This is a genomic window from Clavibacter vidaverae, from assembly GCF_047529985.1.
GTDB lineage: Bacteria > Actinomycetota > Actinomycetes > Actinomycetales > Microbacteriaceae > Clavibacter > Clavibacter nebraskensis_A.
The window spans coordinates 2,329,812-2,345,386 of record NZ_JBLJAM010000001.1 but is presented as its reverse complement, the minus strand read 5'-3'; the positions used below and the strand labels follow the sequence as shown (position 1 = coordinate 2,345,386).

Below are 15,575 nucleotides of genomic sequence, written 5' to 3'. Positions count from 1 at the left end.
TGGCGCGCGGCACCGCCCCGGTGTGCCGGGGGCGGCGGCGCGGATCCTCGCCGGCGGGAGCCATCGCGCGGCGCGTCACCAGATGGTGACGCGGGCCTCCTCGTCGAGCCAGAGGCCGTCGCCCAGCTGCACGTCGAACGTGTCGTAGAACGCGTCGATGTTGCGGACGATCTGGTTGCAGCGGAACTCGTTCGGCGCGTGCGGGTCGATCGCGAGCAGCCGCATCACCTCGGCGTCGCGGCCCTTCTGCTGCCAGGCCTGCGCCCAGGAGAGGAAGAAGCGCTCCGCGCCCGTCAGGCCGTCGACCACCGGCGGCTCCGCGCCCTCGAGGGAGAGGAGGTACGCCTTCCACGCGATGGAGAGGCCGCCGAGGTCGCCGATGTTCTCGCCGATGGTGAGCGCGCCGTTCACGTGGGGGGCGCCGTCGGCCGTCAGCTGCGCGGGCACGAGGGCGTCGTACTGCTGGATCAGCGACGCGGTGCGCTCCTCGAACGCCGCGCGGTCGGCCGGGGTCCACCAGTCGGTGAGGCGGCCGTCGCCGTCGTAGCGCGAGCCCTGGTCGTCGAAGCCGTGGCCGATCTCGTGGCCGATGACCGCGCCGATCGCGCCGTAGTTCGCGGCCGGGTCGCGCGCCTCGTCGAAGAACGGGAACTGCAGGATCGCGGCCGGGAACACGATCTCGTTGAAGCCGGGGTTGTAGTACGCGTTGATGGTCTGCGGCGTCATGAACCACTCGTCGCGATCCAGCGGGGCGCCGATCTTCGCGAGCTCGCGGCGCGTCTCGAACCGGGCGGTCGCGCGGACGTTGCCGACGAGGTCCGTCGGGTCGATCTCGAGCGCGGAGTAGTCGCGCCACTTGTCGGGGAAGCCGATCTTGGGGGTGAACTTCTCCAGCTTCTCCAGCGCCCGGCCGCGCGTCTCCGCGGTCATCCAGTCGAGGCCGGAGATGGAGTCGCGGTACGCCTGGACGAGGTAGCCGACGAGCACGTCCATCTCGGCCTTCGCGGTGCGGCTGAAGTGGCGGTCGACGTAGACGCGGCCGATGGCCTCGCCCATGGATCCCTCGACGAGCGAGACGCCGCGCTTCCAGCGCACGCGCTGCTCGGGCGCGCCCGTGAGCGTGCGGCCGTAGAAGTCGAAGCTCGCCTCCGAGAAGGCCTTCGGGAGCAGCGCCGCGTTCGAGCGGATGACCTGCCAGGTGAGCCAGTCGCGGAGCGCGGGGACCTCGGCGTCGGTGAGCAGCGCGCCGACGCCCTCGGCGAAGCTCGGCTCGCGCAGCACGACCTCGTCGAGCGCGGCCGCGGGCGCCTCGAGGGCGTCGCGCCACACGTCGAGGTCGGCGCCGGCGGCCGTCGCGACCAGCTCGCGGAGGTCGGCCCACGTGACGAGGTTGTAGGTGGCCTGGCTGTCGCGGGTGCGCACGTTGTCCCAGTGGGCGGCGGCGATGCGGGTCTCGAGGTCGAGGATCCGGTCGGCGCGGCCCGCGGGGTCGTCCAGCTGCGCGAGGCCGAGCATGCGCTCGACGAAGGCGCGGTACGCGTCGCGGACGGCCGCGTGGCCCTCCTCGCGGTAGTAGCTCTCGTCGGGGAGGCCGATGCCGCCCTGCTCGACCTGCACGACGTAGCGCTCGGGATCGCCCGGGTCGTTGTCGACGAAGAGGCCGAGGATCCCGCTCACGTTCGTCTGCTCGAGGGCGCCGAGCGTGCGCAGGAAGGACGGGACGTCGGTGACGGCGGCGGCCGCGTCCAGCTGGTCACGGATGGGCTCGACGCCGAGGCGCTCCACGCGCTCCTCGTCCATGAAGCTCGTGAAGAGGTCGCCGGCCTTGCGCTCGTCGGTGCCGGGCTCGGCGTCCACGGCCTCCTCGATGATCACCCGCACGGCCTCCTCGGCCGCCTCCGCGAGCTGGTGGAACGAGCCCCAGCGGGCCTTGTCGTCGGGGATCTCGGTGCACTCGAGCCAGCGCCCGTTCACGTGGAGGTAGAGGTCGTCCTGCGGGCGCACCCCCTGATCCAGCTCGTCGGTGCGGATCCCGGTCGGAGGTGTCTCGGCGCTCATGGGGTCGAGCCTAGGCGCCTCCGCCCGGGTGTCGCCGGGAGCTCGTCAGCCGGCTGTGACAAGCGCGCTTGACACCCCCGAGGTGTCAAGCTAGCTTGTCATCCATGCGCAGCGAGGTGAGGGAGCTCCGGACGGCGGCCGGGCTCTCCCAGCAGTCCCTCGCCGACGCGCTCGGCGTCTCCCGCCAGACGATCAACGCCATCGAGACGGGCCGCTACGACCCGTCGCTCGCCCTCGCCATGAAGACGGCGCGTCACTTCCACCGATCCGTCGAGGAGGTCTTCCATGTCGAAGACGACTGAACGCCGCGGGATCTCCCGCATCAACAGCGCGATCGTGGCGGTGTTCGCGCTGACCGCCGTCGTCGCGCTCGTGGCCGGGCACCCGGACTCAGCGGTGCTGCTCGGCGTCATCGCCGTGGTCTGGCTGATCTCCTCCTTCACCTCGGCACGGCCCGAGGTGAGCGACGCGAGCCGCATCGAGGGCTTCGAGTACCGCGACGAGCGCGATCGGCAGCTGGCCCTGAAGGGGTTCGCCGCGGTGGGCGTCGCGGCCCTCGTCCTCTCCTTCGGCGCGTTCCTCGTCTCGCTGCTGGTGGACGGCATCGACAGGTGGCTCGCCGTGCAGATGATCGTGCTGTTCATCGTGTGGGGCGTCGCCAACCGGATCGCCGTCCGCCGGGGCTGACGCGTCGCGCGACGTCCCGATCCGCCACCGCGAAACGCCACCGCAACACGGCGTCGGTACGCTCGCGGATCGGGGCGTCTCCCCACACACCCGCGCGGAAGCAGGCGAGCATGGCCCGACAGATCTGGACCCTCCACGGCGACGGCAAGGCGGTCGACGCCTCCGCGGTCGTCGGCCCCGGCGAGCGCCTCACCTGGCCGCGCACCATCGGGCTCGGGATGCAGCACGTCGTCGCGATGTTCGGCGCGACCTTCCTCGTGCCCGTGCTCACGGGCTTCCCGCCCACGACCACGCTGTTCTTCTCCGGGATCGGCACGATCCTCTTCCTCCTGATCACCAGGAACCGGCTGCCCAGCTACCTCGGCTCGTCGTTCGCGTTCATCGCGCCGATCCTCGCGGCCAACGCGGCCACGGCGTCGGGCGGCGGCGGCATCGGGGCGGCGCTCGCGGGCATCGTGGCGGTCGGCGTGATGCTGGCGGTCGTCGGCGGCATCGTGCAGCTCACCGGCACCGGCTGGATCGACGCGCTGCTGCCGCCCGTGGTCGCCGGCGCGATCGTCGCGCTCATCGGCTTCAACCTGGCCTCGGCCGCGCGCGACAACTTCGTGAAGGCGCCCGTGACGGCGACCATCACGCTCGCCGCGGTGATCCTCTCGACCGTGCTGTTCCGCGGGATCCTCGGCCGGCTCTCCATCGTGCTCGGCGTGGTCGTGGGGTACGTCGTCGCCGTGATCCGGGGCGAGATCGTGTTCGACGCGGTCGGGTCGGCCGCGTGGATCGGCCTGCCCGAGTTCCACGGGCCCGAGATCACGCCGCAGTTCTGGGCGCTGCTGCCCGCGTTCCTGCCCGTGGTGCTGGTGCTCGTCGCGGAGAACGTGGGCCACATCCGCGGGGTCGCGCAGATGACCGACGGATCGGTCAACAAGCTGACCGGCCGCGCGCTGCTGGCCGACGGCCTGGCGACCGTGCTCGCGGGCCTCGGCGGCGGATCCGGCACCACCACCTACGGCGAGAACATCGGCGTGATGGCCGCCACCCGCGTCTACTCGACCGCCGCCTACTGGGTGGCCGGCGGGTTCGCGGTGCTGCTCGGCCTCTCGCCCAAGGTCGGCGCCGTCATCAACACGATCCCGGCCGGCGTGCTCGGCGGCGTGACGACCGCGCTGTACGGCCTCATCGGGATCATCGGCGTGAAGATCTGGATGGACAACCGGGTGGACTTCTCCAAGCCCGTCAACCAGCTCACCGCCGCGACCGCGCTCATCGTCGCCATCGCGCCCTTCACCTTCACGCTCGGCACGGTCTCGTTCAACGGCATCGCGCTCGGCACCGTCGCGGCCATCGTCGTCTACCACGTGATGCACACGGTCGCGCGGCTGCGCGGCACCGACTAGGCCGCGGGGCCGGGCGGGCGGGGCCGGTGGCGCCGCCGCTCACGGCGGGGCGCCGCGCGCGTGTCCTACCATCGCGGGTGCGCCGCCCGCGCGCCGGGCGTCCGCGAGGCGGGCCCCGGCCCCCGCGGGCCGCGTCCCCTTCCGTCCCGACCGCAGGAGATCCACCCGACATGCACCCGCCTGCGCGACGCGAGGACGCCGGCCGGTGAGCGCGGACGCCGCCGCCCCTGACACGCGCGCCGCCGCTCCGCCGTCCCGCGACCGCATCCGGCGCATGTGGCTGGCCTTCGCGCTCTGCCACCTCTGGCTCATCACGCTGAACCTCATCGGCCCGACCTCCGCGCTCGGCGACGTGACCGGCATCTACCGCACATGGATGCAGTCGGGCGTCGCGGGCCACGGCTGGGCCGGGATCGACGTGCCGTGGGTGTACCCGATCCTCGCGGCCGCGCCCATGCTCGTCTCGCTCCTCGGCGGCACGGCCTTCTTCGGCACGGTCTGGCTCGCGCTGATCACGCTGCTCGACGCCGCGGCGTTCGCGCTGCTCCTGCGCGCCGGTCGCGGTCGCGGCCTCGCGGCAGCCGGGTGGTGGCTCGGCTTCCTCGCGGCGCTCGGACCCATCTCGCTCGGCCGCATCGACGCGGTCACGGTGCCGCTCGCGCTCGCGGGCCTGCTGCTGCTCGCGACGCGGCCGGCCCTCGCCTCCGCTCTCCTCACCGTCGGCGCGTGGGTGAAGGTGTGGCCGGCCGCGTTGCTCCTCGCGGCCCTCGTCGCCCGCCGCGGGGCCGCGCGCACCGCCGTCGTCGCGGCCTCGGCGGTCACCACTGCCGTCGTCGCGGCCGGATCCCTCGCCCTCGGCAGCGGCGCGAACGTGCTCGGCTTCGTGGGCCAGCAGACGGGACGCGGGCTGCAGGTGGAGTCGAGCGCCGCGCTGTACCACCTGTGGCGGATCGCGCTCGGCGACGACCGGTACCGCGTGTACGACGACCCGCGGATCATCGCGTTCCAGGTCGCCGGGCCGGGCGTCGACGCGGTCGCGGCAGCCATGACGCCCGTGATGGTGGCGGCGGTCCTCGTCGTCACCGCGCTCGGGATCCGCGCCGCCCGCCGCGGCACCGCGCCCGCCGCCCTCGTCGGGCCGCTGTCGCTCGCGCTCGTGGCCGCGCTCATCGTCACCAACAAGGTGGGCTCGCCGCAGTACGTGTCGTGGTTCGCGGTGCCGATCGTCGTGATGCTCGTGCACGACCGCCGCGCCCGCGGCACCGTCGTCGCGGCGCGCCTCGGCCTGGTCGTGGCGGCGCTCACGCAGGTCGTCTACCCGTACGGCTACCTGCTGCTGACCGACGCGGTGCCCGTCATGGTCGCCGTGATCACGCTGCGCGACCTCGGCGAGCTCGCGCTGCTGGGCGTCGCGGTGGTGCAGCTCGCCCGGCTGCGGGGATCCGCCGTCGACGGGATCCCGCGGGCCCGGCCGACGCGTGCCCTCCGCCTGCCGGCACGGCCGCGGACGGCGGTCGCCGCGCGGCGCGCGAGCTGAGCCCGTGGTGCGCGGCGCCCGCCGATCAGCGCCCGGGGACCGCCGGGCCGACCGCCTCGAGGTAGCGCAGCCAGCCGCCGTGCGCGCTGATGTCGGGCGCGCCGGCGACGTCGGTGCAGAGGAAGCCGATCGCCTGCGTGCCGTCGTCGAGCGACACCGGGCCGAGGGCCATCGGCTGGACCATGCCGGTGAGGAAGGCGGCGAGGCCGGCGCGCGTGAGGGTCCACGCCTCGCCCGCGAGGGAGACGCCGTCGCCCTCGGGTGCGGGGGTGACGCCGGGTCGCGCGGGCTGCCCGCGGAGGTGCGCCATCCGGTAGGCCGCGCTCGTGCTCACCTCGCGGGAGAAGCGCGCGCCGAGCTCCTGGAGCTGCCGGTGCAGGGGCTGGCCGCCGAGGTGCGCGCCGAAGACGACCACGTCGACCGCGTCGGTCGGGAGGAGCGCCGGACGCGCGGGGTCGCCCGTGACGCGGCCCGCGAGATCCAGCACGACCTGGTCGGCGAAGGCCGGGGCGACGAGGCTGACGCCGAACGGGGATCCGTCGGCCTCGCCCGCCGGCACGGCGAGCGCGCACAGGTCGAAGAGGTTCACGAAGTTCGTGTACGTCCCGAGGCGCGCGTTCACGGCGACCGGCTCGGCGGCGACCTCGGCGAGCGTGGGGTGCTCGGTGGTCGTCGGCAGGAGCAGGGCGTCGATCCCGCGGCGGGCGTCGCCGGGAGCGTCGAAGACCGCGCACGCGCTGACGCGGAGGCGCTCGAGGAGGGCGCGGTCCTCGACCAGGCGGTGCGCGGGGATCCCGAGCGCGGCGCGGACGATGCCGGCGACGGTCGGATCGAGGTCCGGCGCGTCCGCGAGCACCGACGCGCCCGCCGCCTCGCAGCGCTCGGCCACGAGGGCGCCCTCGTAGAGGAGGAGCGCCGCGCGGAGGAAGGGGCCGAGGTCGACGGGCTCGACGACGGCGCCCGAGTCGCGCATCCGCTCGACCGCCGCGTGGAAGGCCGCGCGGGCGCCGGGCGAGAGGGGCGCGAGGTCGTGGTCGCCGGGCACGCCGATCACGGGCACTCCGCGCGGGGCGAGCCGGGTGGTCGACGGCCAGGCGCGGCTCGCGGGATCCGCGGCGTCGGGCCCGACCATCACGGCGAGCGCGCGCTGCGCCGTCGTGAGGTCGGCCGCGAGCACGCTCACGGTGTCGTAGGACCGGCACGCGGGCACGACGCCCGTGGTCGGCACGAGGCCGAGCGTGGGCTTGATCCCCACCAGGCCGTGCAGCGCGGCCGGCACCCGGCCGGATCCGGCGGTGTCGGTGCCGAGCGCCACGTCGACGAGGCCGAGCGCGACGGCGACCGCCGAGCCGGAGCTGGATCCGCCCGAGATGCGGTCGGGCCGCGTCGCGTGCCGGACGGCGCCGTACGGGCTGCGCGTGCCGACGAGGCCGGTGGCGAACTGGTCGAGGTTGGTCTTGCCGATGACGAGCGCGCCGGCCTCCCGCAGCCGCGCGACGGCGGGCGCGTCGGCCTCCGGAGACGTGGCGGCGGACGGGCAGGCGGCGGTCGTGGGCATCCCGGCGACGTCGATGTTGTCCTTCACGGCGACGAGCCAGCCCGCGAGCGGCAGGGATCCCGCGGGCGCCGCGGCGATGCGCCGGTCGAGCTCGGCGGCGCGGGCGAGGGCGTCCGCGCGGTCGAGCAGGGTGATCCACACCTCGGGCCGGTCGACCTCGGCGATGCGCGCGTAGGCGGCCTCGACGCGGTCGACGACGGACGCGGATCCGACGGGCGGCAGGGCGGGCGCGCTCACGCGCGGACCTCCGCTCCGGCTCCGGCGAGCGCCGCGAGCACGTCGTCCGACGTGGCGACGGCGCCGAAGACGCCGCCCTGCATCGTCACCATCCGCAGTGCGGCGTCGTGGTTCCGCGGATCCGTGGCCCCCGTGCAGTCGGACAGCACCAGGCACTCGTACCCGCGGTCGTTCGCCTCGCGCATGGTCGTGGAGACGCACACGTCGGTCGTGATGCCCGTGAGGATCAGCCGGTCGATGCCGCGCGCCCGCAGCACCAGGTCGAGGTCGGTCGCGTAGAACGCACCCTTGCCCGGCTTGTCGATGACGGGCTCGCCGGGGAGCGGGGCCACCTCGGGGACGATCTCCCAGCCGGGTTCGCCGCGCACGAGGATCCGCCCGCACGGCCCGACGCTGCCGATCTCGGCGCCCGCCCGCTCGGACCGCCAGCGCTTGTTCGCGGGCAGGTCGGAGAGGTCGGGGCGGTGGCCCTCGCGGGTGTGGATCACGGTCATGCCGAGCGCGCGCACGCGCTCCAGCAGCCGGGCGGTGGGCGCGAGGCCCGCGCGGGTGAGGGCGAGGTCGTAGCCCATGCGGTCGACGTAGCCGCCGACGCCGCAGAAGTCGACCTGCCAGTCGATGCAGACCACGGCGGTGCGGGCGGCGTCGACGGCGCCGTCGTAGGGCCAGGCATACGGATCCGCGGCGACGGGCGTGGTGCCCGACGCGGTGCCGGCGACCGACGCGAGGGCGGGAGCGGACGCGGTGCTCACGAGCGCACCTCCCCCGCCTCGACGGCCGCGCCGAGCGGGGCGCGCACGCGTCCCATCGAGTCGACCACCACGAGCGCGACCGCGGCGACGACCAGGCCGACGACCGCGGTGGACAGGAAGTCGGCGTAGGCGTGCGCGACGAGCGCGGCCACGGCGCCGACGACCCAGGCGACGAACGCGGGCGCGCGCCACGGACCGCGGGCGGCGGGCTCCGACGTGGCCGCACGTCGCGGCGCGAGCAGCAGCTGGTCGACGATGAGCACGGCCCCGATGGGCGGCACGATCACGCCCAGCAGGTTGAGCCACGTCTCGAAGTACGACCAGATGCCGGCCACCGCGAGCACCACGCCGACCGCGCCGAGCACGAGCGTCATGCTGCGCATGCGCATCCCGGTGAGCTGGCTCCAGCCGACGGCGCCGTTGTAGAGGCAGTGCGCGCACACGGATCCGAGGTTCACCACCACGAACAGCACGGCGAGCGGCACGAGCGCGCCGCCCTGCGCCACGAGGATCCCGAGGAAGTCGCCGCCCGCGGTGCCCGGGTCGGTCGCGCCGCCGAGCGCGACGATGAGGCCGCCCACCACGAGCGCGACGGCGTTGCCGACCGGGAAGGCCGCCAACGACGCGATCACGGCCTCCCGGCCCGAGCGCGCCCAGCGCGTGAAGTCGGCGGTCATGGTGCCCGAGTCGGCGAACAGCGCGACGACGAGCGTGACGGCCGCGCCGAAGCTCAGCGCGCCGGCGCCCGCGGAGGGCGCCGCCTGCAGGTCCGCGCCGCCGGGGCGCGTGGCGACGATGACGATGGCGACCGCCCCGAGCACGAGGTAGAGGGGAGCGGCGACCACGCCGATCCAGGAGAGGGCGCGGATGCCGAGCAGCGTGACCGCGACGAACAGGATCCCCGCGACGAGCGTCGTGCCCGTCTGGTCCCAGCCGAGGCTGCCGTGCAGGGTGGATCCGGTGAGCCCGGTCTGGAACGCGAACCAGCCGATGACGACCGTGGCGAGGAACCCCGCCGGCACCACGTAGCCCTTCGCGCCGAACGTGCGCATGGCCATGAGCGCGAAGCTCTCGCCGCTGCGGCCGGCCAGGTAGCTGAGCGCGCCCACGTAGAGCATGAGCACGAGCGTGCCGACCGCGATGGCGCCCATGCCCGGCCAGAAGCCGAGCGAGTGCACGACGAGGCCGCCGAACACGGCGCACGTGAGGATCATCGGGAAGCCGAGCCAGACGGCGGCGACCGACGAGGTGCGGCGGCGCGCGTGCGGCGGGACCGGCTCCGACTCGTACTCGGAGAAGACGGCGCGGTCGGCGGGATCCGCGACCGCGGCGGCGTCGGGGCGCGCGGTGGGAGGGGCGGCGGGGTGCGGCATGCGTTCTCCTCGGGGTTCGAGCGGTGCCGGCGGGGGATCCGGACGCGTCCTATAGGAGCAGTCGATGCGCACACGGGCGTTTCCCCTGTGTTTCCGGGATGTGAAACACGTCTGGGTGGACGCCTGCGGGCGGATCCTATAATCAGGGCATGCCGGCAGCGTCCCTCGTCCCCACCCGTCTCGGCGCCGCGGAGCGCGTGCGGGTGCTGCTCGAGGAGGAGATCCTCGGCGGCGTCATCGCCCCCGGATCCCGCGTGAAGGCCGACGAGGTCGCCCAGCGGATGGGCACGAGCCACATCCCGGTGCGCGAGGCGCTGCGGGCGCTCGAGGCCGACGGCTGGGTCGTCCACCGCGCGCACGAGGGCATGTCGGTGCGGCCGCGCGTGCTGTCCGAGCTGGTCGACCTGTTCGAGGCGCGCGCCCTCGTCGAGCCGCGCGCGGTGGAGCTCGCCGCCGGGCGCCGCACGGCCGACGACCTGCGCGAGCTCGAGCGGGTGATCCGCCTGCAGGAGCGCACCGCGGATCCGGCCGACCTCGCCCGCCTCAACTACGACTTCCACGTGGCCCTCGCGGCCGCCGCGCACAACAGCACGCTGGCCCAGGTGGTGGAGTCGATGTCGAAGCGCGTGCGCTTCCACTACCTGCCCGCCGCGAGCGCGCGCCGGCCCGACTCGCTCGCCGACCACCGCGAGCTGCTCGCCCTGGTGGAGCGGCGCGAGGGCGAGCGGGCGGCGGATCTCGCGCGCCGGCACATCGAGGCCACGCGCGTCGACGCGTGCGCGGCGCTCGAGGCGCTCGTGCGCGAGGAGGCGGCGGGGACCGAGGCCGCCGGCTAGGCGGTCAGAGCCCGATCAGCCGCTCCAGCGCCGGATCCTCGAGGGACTCGAGCACGAGGTCGGCACCCGCGCCGCGCAGCTCGTCGGCCGAGTAGTGGCCGCTCGCGACGCCCACCGCGGTCGCGCCCGCGTCGTGCGCGGAGGTGATGTCGTTCGGGGTGTCGCCGACGACGAGCACCTCGTCGCGCCGGGGCTCGGCGCCGCGCAGGGTGCCGGCGGTCGCGATCGCGCGGCGCACGACGTCGACGCGGTCGGGCGAGTCGGACCCGTAGGCGCCGAACACGAAGAAGCGGCCGAGGCGGGCGGGCTCCATCTTCGTGCGGGCCGCGCCCTCCATCGCGCCGGAGACGACGCCGAGCACGACGCCCGCGTCGGCGAGCCGGTCGAGCAGCGCCTCGGCGCCGTCGAGCACGCGGTAGCCCTCGGAGACGCGGATGTCGTCGGCGAGGTGCCGGAGGTAGGAGGCGTAGAGGCGCGCGAGCTCGGCGGGCTCGGGATCCCGGCCCATGACGCCGCGGAACGTCGCGGCGCCGACCTGTGGATCCGTCTCCCCCGCCGACGAGTGCTCGCCGATGTCGGCCTCCACGTCGTGCAGGTCGCGGAACGCCATCGCCCAGCTGCGGGCGCCGGAGCCGCCCGTGTGGATGAGGGTCTCGTCGATGTCGAAGAGGACGGCGGGCGGGGTGCGTGAGGTGTCGGCCATGGATCCATCGTGCTCCGGCGCACCTCCGTGCGGCCCGGACGGCCGGCCCGTCAGCTGCGGCGCGCGCGCATCCGCTCGGTCGTGCGGGCGATGATGCGGAGGCTGTCGATGAGGGTCGCGATCTGCTCGCGGCTGAGGTCGGCGAGCACCTCGTCCTCGTCGGCCACGAGGCGGCGCATCGCCCGGTCGACGCGCTCGATGCCGAACGGCGTGAGCACCACGAGCCGGCTGCGGCCGCCCGCCGGATCCTCCTCGCGCGTGATGAAGGAGCGCGCGGTCAGGCGGTTCACCCGGTGCACGAGGCTGCCGGTGTCGGTGCCGAGGCGCTCGGCGAGGCCGGCGCGCGTGAGGCCCGCGTCGCCCTGCTGGCGGAGGATGGAGAGGAACTCGAACTCGCTGGTCGTGAGGCCCTCCGCGGCGAACGCGCCCTCCCGGATCCGCTGCATCTGCGGCAGCAGGCGCCGGAGCCTCGACACCACGTCGAGCGGCGCGAAGTCGACGTCGGGCATGGCCGCGCCCCACGCGTCGATCACCAGGTCGACGTCGTCGTCATCCTTCATCGGGACTCCCACCGTCGCGTCCACGGTACCCGGGCCGCGGCGCGACGCCGACCCGAGGTGCACGGCGGGCGGGTGACGTCGTGGGGCGTCGCGCACCGGGGATCCGCCGCCCGGCTCCGGCAGGATGTCCGCATGACCCGGCCGCTCCCCCTCCCCGACCGCCCGCTGGTGCTCGACGGGGGCCTCGGCACGCTGCTCGAGGCGCGCGGGCACGACCTGTCGGATCCGCTGTGGAGCGCGCGCGTGCTCGCCGACGAGCCCGCGGCGATCCGCGCGGCGCACGCCGAGTACTTCCGCGCGGGGGCGGACGTGGCGATCACGGCGTCGTACCAGGTGGGCTTCGACGCGTTCGCGGCGCGCGGCCTGAGCGCGGCCGACACCGAGGAGCTGCTGCGCGCGAGCGTGCGGCTCGCGGCCGAGGCGCGGGACGAGGTCGCGCGGGACGACGGCGCACCCCGCGACCGCTGGATCGCCGCGTCCGTCGGCCCCTACGGCGCGACGCTCGGCGACGGATCCGAGTACGCGGGATCCAGCGGCCTCACGCGCGCCGAGCTCCGCCGCTGGCACGCGCCCCGGTTCGCCGTGCTCGCCGACGCGGGCGCCGACCTCCTCGCCTGCGAGACCATCCCGAGCCTCGACGAGGGCCGCGCGCTGGTGGATCTCGCGCGCGGCTCGGGCGCGTCCGCGTGGCTCGCGTTCACGGTCCAGGGCGGCCGACTGCGCTCGGGCGAGCCCATGGCCGAGGGGTTCCGGCTCGCGGAGGAGGCCGACGAGGTCGTCGCCGTGGGGATCAACTGCGCGCACCCGGACGAGGTGCCCGCCGCCATCGCCGCCGCCCGCGGCGTGACCGACCGACCCGTGGTCGTCTACCCGAACTCCGGCGAGCGGTGGGACGCGGTCGCGCGCGGCTGGGGCGGCGACCCGGCGCTGCCGTCCGTCGACGCCTGGATCGCGGCGGGCGCCTCGCTCGTGGGCGGCTGCTGTCGCGTGGGCCCCGACCAGATCCGGCGGATGCGGGACGCGCTGGCCTGACCCGCGGTGCGCATGACGACGGCCCGCCCCCACGGAGGGGACGGGCCGTCGTCGCGTGCGGACCCGCCTCGGGCGCGGATCCGGCCGGATCAGGCGCCCGCGACCGCCTGGCGGAGGCCCTCGGCGAGCGACGTGGTGGGACGGCCGAGCAGGCGCGCGAGGTCGCCCGTCTCGTCGTCGAGCTGGCCGGCGCGCGTGGCGGCGTCGAGGCCCACGAGGAAGCCGATCGTGCCCTCGTCGAGGCCGGCGTCGCCGAGGATGCGCGCGTGCTCCTCCGCGGAGACCTGCGAGACGGGGACGGGCTGGCCGAGGATGCCGGAGATCGCCTGGGCGAGGTCGTCCTGCGTCCAGCGCTCGTCGCCCCCGAGCTCGAGCGTCTGCCCGGCGAGCGAGTCGTCGAGGGCCGCGACCGCGGTGGCCTCGGCGAACTCGGCGATGGTGGCGCTCGCGACGCGGCCGTCGCCCGCGCTCGTGAGGAGCGCGCCGGACCGCTTGACGGAGTCGACGGTGGCGGCGTAGTTCTCGGTGTACCAGCCGTTGCGGAGGAGCGTGACGGGGACGCCGGAGGCGGCGAGGACCTCCTCGGTGGCCTTGTGCTCGCCCGCGATGAAGAGCTCGGTGGTGCTGGCGCGGAGGACGCTCGTGTAGAGGATCCGGCCGACGCCCGCGGCCTTCGCGGCCTCGATGACGGTGGTGTGCTGCGGCACGCGCTGGCCGACCTCGCTGCCGGAGATGAGCACCAGGGTGTCGCCGGGCTGGATCGCGGCGGTGACGCTGTCGGCGTCGGAGTAGTCGAGGCGCGCGGTGCGGACGCCCTGCGCGGCGAGGTCGGCGAGGGCCTCGGGGCGGCGCGCGGTGGCGAGCACGTCGGAGGCGGCGTAGCCGCGGGCGAGGAGGGACGCGACGATGCGCGATCCGAGGCGGCCGGTGGCGGCGGTGACGACGATGGTCATGGGATGCCTTTCGAGTCGGGAGGTGCGGTACGCCGGGGTCAACGACTCCGTCGCCGAGTACCTTCCCACAGGGAGGTACCCACTTTCAGGTAAGTTGGGTGCCATGCGAGACATGAGCTTCCGCGTGACCCGCGACCGTCCCGGCGTCAGCGAGGGCCGCTACCCCGCGAACTGCCCGTCACGGACGCTGCTCGACCACGTCACGAGCAAGTGGGGCGTGCTCGTCCTGCTCGCGCTCGGCGAGGATTCCAAGCGGTGGGGCGAGCTGCGCCGCGAGATCGAGGGCATCAGCGAGAAGATGCTCGCCTCCACGCTGCGCACGCTCGCGGACGACGGGTTCGTGATCCGCGAGGCCCAGGCCACCATCCCGCCGCGCGTCGACTACCGCCTCACCGAGCTCGGGCACGAGGCGTCGGCGCGGCTGCTGCCGCTGATGGACCTCGTCGCCGACATGGCGGACGCCGACATGGCCGGGCGCGCGGGCGGGTCGCCGGGAGCCGCCGCTCGTCCCTAGGCTGGACACCTGCATCGCCGCCGGGCGAGGCCAGAGAGAGATCGACACCCCATGCCCTCCCCGTCCGCGCCGACGCTGTCGCGCACGCCCGCCCCGACCCGCGACGTCCGCCGCGCGCGCGTCGCCGTCGGCGTCCTCTTCTTCACCAACGGCGCGATCTTCGCGAACCTGCTGCCGCGCTACCCGTCGATCAAGGCGGAGCTCGGGCTCGCCAACGTCGAGTTCGGTGCCGCGGTCGCCGCGTCGCCGCTCGGCGCGCTCATCGCGGGGCTCGCCGCGGGCGTGCTCATCCGCCGGTACCGGTCGGCGCGCGTGGCCGTCGCCGCGACCGTGGTGGCCTCCGTCGGGATCCTGCTGGCCGGCCTCGCGCCCGGCTGGCTCGTGCTCGCGGGCGCCCTGTTCCTCGCGGGTGCCATGGACTCGATCACCGACGTCGCCCAGAACTCGCACGCGCTGCGGGTGCAGCGGCTGTACGGGCGGTCGATCATCAACTCGTTCCACGCGGTGTGGTCCATCGGCGCGGTGGCGGGCGGGATCATGGGCGCGGCCGCCGCGCAGATCCGGCTGCCGCTCGTCGTGCACCTCTCCGTCTCGGCCGCGCTGTTCAGCGCGCTGGCCGTCGCCTCGCTCGCGTGGCTGCTGAAGGGACCGGAGCCGGAGCCCGGCGAGGGCGGCGCGGCGCACGCGCACGAGCCCGCCGCGGATCCCGAGGGCGGCGTCACGAGTGCCGCCTCCCCGCGCGCGCTCGGCCTCGTGGCCAAGTACGGCGTGCTGCTGGCGCTCGTGATCATCGCGTCGGGCGGCGCCATCGTCGAGGACGCCGGCAGCTCCTGGTCCGCCATCTACCTCTCGGGCGACCTCGGCGCCAGCGCGTTCGTCGCGGGCCTCGGCTTCATCTCGCTGCAGGGCATGCAGTTCGTCGGCCGGATGCTCGGCGACCGCATGGTGGACCGCTTCGGCCAGCGCGCCATCGCGCGCCTCGGCGGCGTGCTCGTGCTCGTCGGCATGGGCGCGGCGCTCGCCTTCCCGAGCATCGTCGGCACGATCATCGGCTTCGGCGTCGCGGGCTTCGGCGTCGCGACCCTCATCCCCGCCGCGATGCAGGCGGCCGACGAGCTGCCCGGATTCAAGCCCGGCACGGGCCTCACGATCGTCGGCTGGCTGCTGCGCGTCGGCTTCCTCGTGTCCCCGCCCGTGGTCGGCGCCATCGCGGACGCCTCGTCGCTGCGCTTCGGCCTGATCTTCATCCCGGCCGCCGGCCTGCTCGTGCTGGTGTTCTCGCGCGTGCTCGCGACGCGGCGGGCGCACCCGGCGGCGCAGGCGGCGCCGGGGGCCGTCTCCTCCCCCTAGGGCGCGCGCAGGCGGATCCGCTCACGGGCTC

General features: G+C 74.9%; 15 protein-coding genes. 8 read left to right on the top strand and 7 right to left on the bottom strand.

The window, feature by feature from the left end; genetic code table 11:
• Nucleotides 1-75: 75 nt before the first annotated feature.
• A complete protein-coding gene (locus ACMT9T_RS11215; protein WP_414745612.1) occupies nucleotides 76-2,058 on the bottom strand; it encodes a M13 family metallopeptidase in 1,983 nt (660 codons plus the stop codon).
• Between the two features lie 104 nt (nucleotides 2,059-2,162).
• On the opposite strand from ACMT9T_RS11215, the gene ACMT9T_RS11210 reads away from it, so the two are divergent.
• From ACMT9T_RS11210 to ACMT9T_RS11195, 4 genes are all read left to right on the top strand, one after another.
• Nucleotides 2,163-2,360 carry a helix-turn-helix transcriptional regulator gene (locus ACMT9T_RS11210; protein ID WP_414745611.1) on the top strand — a complete coding sequence of 66 codons (198 nt, stop codon included), beginning with the start codon at nucleotides 2,163-2,165 and terminating at the stop codon, nucleotides 2,358-2,360.
• Nucleotides 2,344-2,745, top strand: coding sequence for a hypothetical protein (locus ACMT9T_RS11205; RefSeq protein ID WP_414745610.1), 402 nt, complete (start codon nucleotides 2,344-2,346; stop codon nucleotides 2,743-2,745). Before ACMT9T_RS11210 ends, ACMT9T_RS11205 begins: the two co-directional genes overlap by 17 nt.
• 110 nt (nucleotides 2,746-2,855) lie before the next feature.
• Nucleotides 2,856-4,139 (top strand): uracil-xanthine permease family protein, encoded by a 1,284-nt coding sequence (locus ACMT9T_RS11200; RefSeq protein WP_414745609.1) that lies wholly within the window; start codon nucleotides 2,856-2,858, stop codon nucleotides 4,137-4,139.
• A gap of 205 nt (nucleotides 4,140-4,344) precedes the next feature.
• Entirely contained in the window at nucleotides 4,345-5,676 is a 1,332-nt protein-coding gene (locus tag ACMT9T_RS11195; RefSeq protein WP_414745608.1) for a glycosyltransferase 87 family protein, read from the top strand.
• Nucleotides 5,677-5,701: 25 nt separating this feature from the next.
• Here the strand turns inward: ACMT9T_RS11195 and atzF are convergent, their stop codons facing one another.
• The 3 genes from atzF to ACMT9T_RS11180 are packed head-to-tail and all read right to left on the bottom strand — an operon-like array spanning nucleotide 5,702 to nucleotide 9,596.
• A complete protein-coding gene (gene atzF / locus ACMT9T_RS11190; RefSeq protein ID WP_414745607.1) occupies nucleotides 5,702-7,471 on the bottom strand; it encodes an allophanate hydrolase in 1,770 nt (589 codons plus the stop codon).
• On the bottom strand, nucleotides 7,468-8,223 hold the full coding sequence (gene biuH / locus ACMT9T_RS11185; protein ID WP_414745606.1) for a biuret amidohydrolase: 756 nt from the start codon (nucleotides 8,221-8,223) through the stop codon (nucleotides 7,468-7,470). The genes atzF and biuH overlap by 4 nt, the downstream gene beginning before the upstream one ends.
• The gene (locus ACMT9T_RS11180) at nucleotides 8,220-9,596 is read right to left on the bottom strand and encodes a purine-cytosine permease family protein (RefSeq protein WP_414745605.1); all 1,377 of its coding nucleotides are present in this window, start codon (nucleotides 9,594-9,596) and stop codon (nucleotides 8,220-8,222) included. Before ACMT9T_RS11180 ends, biuH begins: the two co-directional genes overlap by 4 nt.
• A gap of 149 nt (nucleotides 9,597-9,745) precedes the next feature.
• On the opposite strand from ACMT9T_RS11180, the gene ACMT9T_RS11175 reads away from it, so the two are divergent.
• Nucleotides 9,746-10,432 carry a GntR family transcriptional regulator gene (locus tag ACMT9T_RS11175; RefSeq protein WP_414745604.1) on the top strand — a complete coding sequence of 229 codons (687 nt, stop codon included), beginning with the start codon at nucleotides 9,746-9,748 and terminating at the stop codon, nucleotides 10,430-10,432.
• A gap of 4 nt (nucleotides 10,433-10,436) precedes the next feature.
• Here ACMT9T_RS11175 and ACMT9T_RS11170 read toward each other — a convergent pair whose 3' ends face one another.
• Nucleotides 10,437-11,135 carry an HAD family hydrolase gene (locus tag ACMT9T_RS11170; protein WP_414745603.1) on the bottom strand — a complete coding sequence of 233 codons (699 nt, stop codon included), beginning with the start codon at nucleotides 11,133-11,135 and terminating at the stop codon, nucleotides 10,437-10,439.
• Between the two features lie 50 nt (nucleotides 11,136-11,185).
• Nucleotides 11,186-11,695: a MarR family winged helix-turn-helix transcriptional regulator gene (locus ACMT9T_RS11165; RefSeq protein WP_116054671.1), complete on the bottom strand. Its 510-nt coding sequence runs from the start codon at nucleotides 11,693-11,695 to the stop codon at nucleotides 11,186-11,188.
• A gap of 132 nt (nucleotides 11,696-11,827) precedes the next feature.
• Between ACMT9T_RS11165 and mmuM the strand changes: the two genes are divergently transcribed.
• Complete coding sequence (gene mmuM / locus ACMT9T_RS11160) at nucleotides 11,828-12,727, top strand: homocysteine S-methyltransferase (RefSeq protein ID WP_414745602.1); 900 nt, start codon at nucleotides 11,828-11,830, stop codon at nucleotides 12,725-12,727.
• An 89-nt stretch (nucleotides 12,728-12,816) separates the two neighbouring features.
• Here the strand turns inward: mmuM and ACMT9T_RS11155 are convergent, their stop codons facing one another.
• Entirely contained in the window at nucleotides 12,817-13,680 is an 864-nt protein-coding gene (locus ACMT9T_RS11155) for an SDR family oxidoreductase (RefSeq protein ID WP_414745601.1), read from the bottom strand.
• Between the two features lie 112 nt (nucleotides 13,681-13,792).
• Here ACMT9T_RS11155 and ACMT9T_RS11150 point away from each other — a divergent pair, with 112 nt between their 5' ends.
• Together ACMT9T_RS11150 and ACMT9T_RS11145 are read left to right on the top strand one after the other, a co-directional pair.
• A complete protein-coding gene (locus tag ACMT9T_RS11150; RefSeq protein WP_414745882.1) occupies nucleotides 13,793-14,194 on the top strand; it encodes a winged helix-turn-helix transcriptional regulator in 402 nt (133 codons plus the stop codon).
• A 51-nt stretch (nucleotides 14,195-14,245) separates the two neighbouring features.
• Entirely contained in the window at nucleotides 14,246-15,544 is a 1,299-nt protein-coding gene (locus ACMT9T_RS11145) for an MFS transporter (RefSeq protein WP_414745600.1), read from the top strand.
• The last annotated feature ends 31 nt before the right edge of the window (nucleotides 15,545-15,575 follow it).